2 protein-coding genes are annotated in these 3,422 nt (G+C 62.2%); both read right to left on the minus strand.

Annotated features, from left to right (window positions below; genetic code table 11):
* The coding region (gene lon, locus VGP39_RS03070; protein ID WP_327566634.1) for an endopeptidase La at window positions 1–2,286 on the minus strand (2,286 nt) is incomplete at its 3' end.
* 404 nt (window positions 2,287–2,690) lie between these two features.
* The coding region (gene clpX / locus VGP39_RS03075; RefSeq protein ID WP_327566635.1) for an ATP-dependent Clp protease ATP-binding subunit ClpX at window positions 2,691–3,422 on the minus strand (732 nt) is incomplete at its 5' end.

Raw genomic sequence — 3,422 nt, forward strand, 5'->3', positions numbered from 1 at the left:
GATGGTCATGCCGCCCTTGATCGCATCGGAAATCTCCGTGAGATCCTTGGCGTTGTCCTCCGGGATCAGCACCGTCTTGATGCCGCCGCGCGCGGCCGCCAGCAGCTTCTCCTTCAAGCCGCCGATCGGCAGCACCCGTCCTCGCAACGTGATCTCGCCGGTCATGGCAACATCGTGTCGAACCGGGATGCCGGTCATGATCGAGACGATTGCGGTCGCCATCGCGACGCCCGCGGACGGTCCATCCTTCGGGGTGGCGCCCTCCGGGACGTGGACGTGGATATCGCGCCGGTCGAACAGCGGCGGCTCAATCCCAAAGCCGACCGCGCGCGAGCGGACATAGGACGCCGCCGCCGAAATCGACTCCTTCATCACGTCCCGCAGGTTGCCGGTGACTGTCATCTTGCCCTTGCCGGGCATCATGACGCCTTCGATGGTGAGCAGTTCGCCGCCGACATCGGTCCAGGCAAGGCCGGTGACGATGCCGATCTGATCCTCCGATTCGATCTCGCCATAGCGATATTTCGGAACGCCGAGGAACTCCTCCAGCGATTGCGCCGTGACCTTGACCGTCTTCTTCTTCGACAGCATCAGCTCCTTCACCGCCTTGCGGGCCAGCGTCGAAAGCTCACGTTCGAGGTTACGCACGCCCGCTTCGCGGGTGTAACGGCGGATCATCAAGAGCAGCGCGTCGTCCTCGATCGACCATTCCTTGGAATCCAGGCCATGCTTGGCGATCGCGTTCGGGATGAGATGCTTGCGGGCGATCTCAACCTTCTCGTTCTCGGTATAGCCGGCGATCCGGATGATCTCCATGCGGTCCATCAAGGGCCCGGGAATATTCAGCGTATTCGCGGTGGTGATGAACATCACGTTGGACAGATCGTAGTCGACCTCGAGATAGTGGTCGTTGAAGGTCGAGTTCTGCTCGGGGTCCAAAACCTCGAGCAGCGCCGAGGACGGATCGCCGCGGAAATCGGCGCCCATCTTGTCGATCTCGTCCAGCAGGAACAGGGGATTCGAGGTCTTGGCCTTGCGCATCGACTGGATGATCTTGCCGGGCATCGAACCGATATAGGTGCGGCGGTGACCTCGGATTTCCGCTTCATCGCGCACGCCGCCAAGCGATACGCGCACGAACTCGCGCCCCGTAGCCCGCGCGATCGACTTGCCGAGCGAGGTCTTGCCGACCCCGGGGGGACCGACCAGGCACAGGATCGGGCCGGTCAGCTTGTTGGCGCGGCTCTGCACGGCCAGATACTCGACGATGCGGTCCTTGACCTTCTCCAGGCCATAGTGGTCGTTGTCGAGCACGGTTTGCGCAGCGACCAGGTCCTTCTTGACCTTGGACTTCTTGTTCCATGGAATCGACAGCAGCCAGTCGAGATAGTTGCGCACGACGGTTGCTTCCGCGGACATCGGCGACATCTGGCGCAGCTTCTTCAGCTCATGCTGCGCCTTCTCCCGCGCTTCCTTGGAAAGCTTGGTCTTGGCAATCTTCTCTTCCAGATCGGCCAGTTCGTCGCGGCCTTCGTCGTCGCCGAGTTCCTTCTGGATCGCCTTCATCTGCTCGTTGAGGTAATACTCGCGCTGGGTCTTCTCCATCTGGCGCTTGACGCGCGAGCGGATGCGTTTTTCGACCTGCAGCACCGAGATCTCGCTCTCCATCAACCCCAGCACCTTCTCGAGGCGCGCAGTGACGGACAGCGTTTCCAGGATCGTCTGGCGATCGGCGATCTTGACGGCAAGATGCGCCGCGACGGCGTCGGAAAGTTCGGCGAAGTCGGTCTTGGCCTGAACCACTCCGACCACTTCGGCCGAGATTTTCTTGTTGAGTTTTACATAGCTCTCGAAATCCGAGACGACGGAGCGCGCCAGCGCTTCCGCCTCGACCGAGGTCGCGTCGGTGTCGGCGAGCGCCACCGCCGTGGCTTCGTAATAGTCGGCGCGGTCGGAATATTTCTGCACCTTGGCGCGCTCAAGGCCCTCCACCAGCACCTTGACGGTGCCGTCGGGCAATTTCAGCAGCTGCAGCACGCTCGCCAGCGTGCCGACTTCGTAGATCGAATCCGGGCTCGGATCGTCGTCCGACGCATTTTTCTGCGTGGCGAGCATGATCAAAGCGTCGTTCTTCATGACCTCTTCAAGCGCGCGAATGGATTTCTCGCGGCCGACGAACAGCGGCACGATCATGTGCGGGAAAACCACGATGTCGCGAAGCGGCAGCACCGGATAGGAGTGGCTCTCGCCGTGAACGATAGATGGCCGGGATTTTGCGGGTGTCATGGCCCATTCCTTTTGTTGTGCCCCCTTGCACGCAGCCCGCAATTTCGCGCAACCGCCACAAGGTGCCGAGGTGTTCCGGATCGCACGGCCAAGTCGCTGGCCTCGCTCACCCGGATCGAAATGACAGCGAATCTTGAGATGCTTTCCGCCGCCGATAGCATTAGGTGGCTATCGGGCATAGGGGTGTCAAGTCACCAGAAAAAGCCCGTCAATCCGGGGTAAATGCGGCCTCGCGTGCTTGCGCCTCTCCCCGCAGGGGAGAGGTCGATGCGCATCGTCAGATGCGCATCGGGTGAGGGGTCTATCCGCGAGTCCAAGCGCGTGGATAGGCCCCTCACCCGAAGCCTGCGCTGCGCTTCGGGTGAGGCCTCTCCCCTGCGGGGAGAGGTAATTCGCCCTCCGAATCAGGCGCTGGCGCTGCTCTCTGCGGTACGGTCCGAGCGATCGGCGTAGATGTAGAGCGGGCGAGCCGTTCCCTCCACCACTTCGCGGGAGATCACCACTTCCTCGACGCCTTCCAGCCCCGGAAGATCGAACATGGTCTCCAGCAGGATGCTTTCCAGAATCGAGCGCAGTCCCCGCGCGCCGGTCTTGCGCTCGATGGCCCTGCGCGCCACCGCGCCCAGCGCCTCGTCGGCGAAGGTCAGTTCGATGTTCTCCATCTCGAACAGCCGCTGATACTGCTTCACCAGCGCGTTCTTCGGGTCGGTGAGGATCTTCTTGAGCGAAGCTTCGTCGAGGTCTTCCAGCGTGGCGACCACCGGCAGACGTCCGACGAATTCCGGGATCAGGCCGTACTTCAACAAATCCTCGGGCTCGACGTGGCGGAAGATTTCGCCGGTGCGGCGATCTTCCGGCGCCAGCACCTGCGCCGCAAAGCCGATCGAGGTCGAGCGTCCCCGCGCGGAGATGATCTTCTCCAGGCCCGAGAACGCGCCACCGCAGATGAACAGGATGTTGGTGGTGTCGACCTGCAAAAATTCCTGCTGCGGGTGCTTGCGGCCACCCTGCGGCGGCACCGAAGCGACCGTGCCTTCCATGATCTTGAGCAGCGCCTGCTGCACGCCTTCGCCCGACACGTCGCGGGTGATCGAGGGATTGTCGGACTTGCGCGAGATCTTGTCGATTTCGTCGAT

The sequence above is a fragment of the Bradyrhizobium sp. genome (assembly GCF_036009065.1).
In the GTDB taxonomy this organism is placed as follows: Bacteria; Pseudomonadota; Alphaproteobacteria; order Rhizobiales; family Xanthobacteraceae; genus Bradyrhizobium.